The sequence below is a fragment of the Pseudomonas sp. P5_B2 genome (assembly GCF_056400445.1).
On sequence record NZ_JBFULH010001012.1, the window covers coordinates 1 to 1,158 of the forward strand.

Annotated in this window: 2 protein-coding genes; one reads left to right on the forward strand and one right to left on the reverse strand. The window is 59.5% G+C overall.

The annotated features are described in order from the left end of the window. Window positions 1–637: lipoate--protein ligase family protein (locus AC1DRJ_RS28770; RefSeq protein ID WP_477805124.1), on the forward strand; the 637-nt coding region annotated here is incomplete at its 5' end. On the opposite strand, the gene crp is transcribed toward AC1DRJ_RS28770, so the two are convergent. Further along, on the reverse strand, window positions 634–1,158 hold a 525-nt coding region (crp, locus tag AC1DRJ_RS28775; RefSeq protein WP_477805125.1), incomplete at its 5' end, for a cAMP-activated global transcriptional regulator CRP. The two genes, AC1DRJ_RS28770 and crp, sit on opposite strands and share 4 nt — an antisense overlap.

Here is a 1,158-nt window from a genome sequence, read left to right on the forward strand (position 1 = left end):
GGTCTGCACCGGAGATTCGGAATTCGGCTTGCTGTTCTGGCAACCCAATGACCGCGCCCTGGTCATGCCTCGACGCCTGAATCGTTTACCCGGTTTCGAAGCAGCCTGCGAGGTCTCGGCCACTGCCGGCTGGCCCGTGCTCTTGCGTGAAACCGGCGGTGAGCCCGTGCCGCAATCGGCATCCACCATCAACATCGCACTGGTTTACGCACCGCCACGCAGCGAAGGCGACCAAAACCGCATCGAAACCGCTTATCACCGACTCTGCGATCCGATCTGCCATTTGCTGGATGAACTGGGCGGTGTGTCGTCCCTTGGCGAAGTCGAGGGCGCATTCTGCGATGGCCGTTTCAACGTCAACCTGGATGGCCGCAAGATGGTTGGCACCGCTCAACGCTGGCGCCAAAGCAAGGGCGGTACACGTCCGGTCGGGTTGGTGCACGGTGCATTGTTGCTGGATAACGAGCGCGAATCGATGGTCGCGGCAGTCAATCGCTTCAATGAAGCCTGCGGTCTGGAACAGCGCGTTCGCGCCGAAAGCCACATCGCCTTGCATGAAAAGTTCGCCGCGCCCGATGCGCTCGGCCGGCTCGACGCACTTTATCGCCAGTTGCTGGCAGACATGTTTAACGCTTAGCGCGTGCCGAAGACCACCATGGTCTTGCCTTTGACGTCCACTAGGTCGCGTTCTTCCAGATCCTTGAGTACGCGACCGACCATCTCACGCGAGCAGCCGACAATCCGGCCGATTTCCTGACGGGTCACTTTGATCTGCATGCCATCCGGGTGGGTCATGGCGTCTGGCTGCTTGCACAGTTCGAGCAGGCAACGGGCGACGCGACCGGTCACGTCGAAGAACGCCAAGTCACCGACCTTGCGCGTGGTGTTGCGCAGGCGCTGTGCGATTTGTCCGCTGAGTACGTAAAGAATGTCTGGATCTTGCTGGGACAGTTCGCGGAATTTCGCGTAGCTGATTTCCGCGACCTCGCATTCGATCTTCGCGCGCACCCAAGCGCTGCGAGCCTGTTCCAGTCCGGCCTGTTCGAACAGGCCCAACTCCCCGAAAAAATCTCCGGCGTTCAGGTAGGAGATGATCATTTCACGACCGTCGTCATCCTCGATCAGGATCGTGACCGAGCCTTTGATAATGAAGAACAA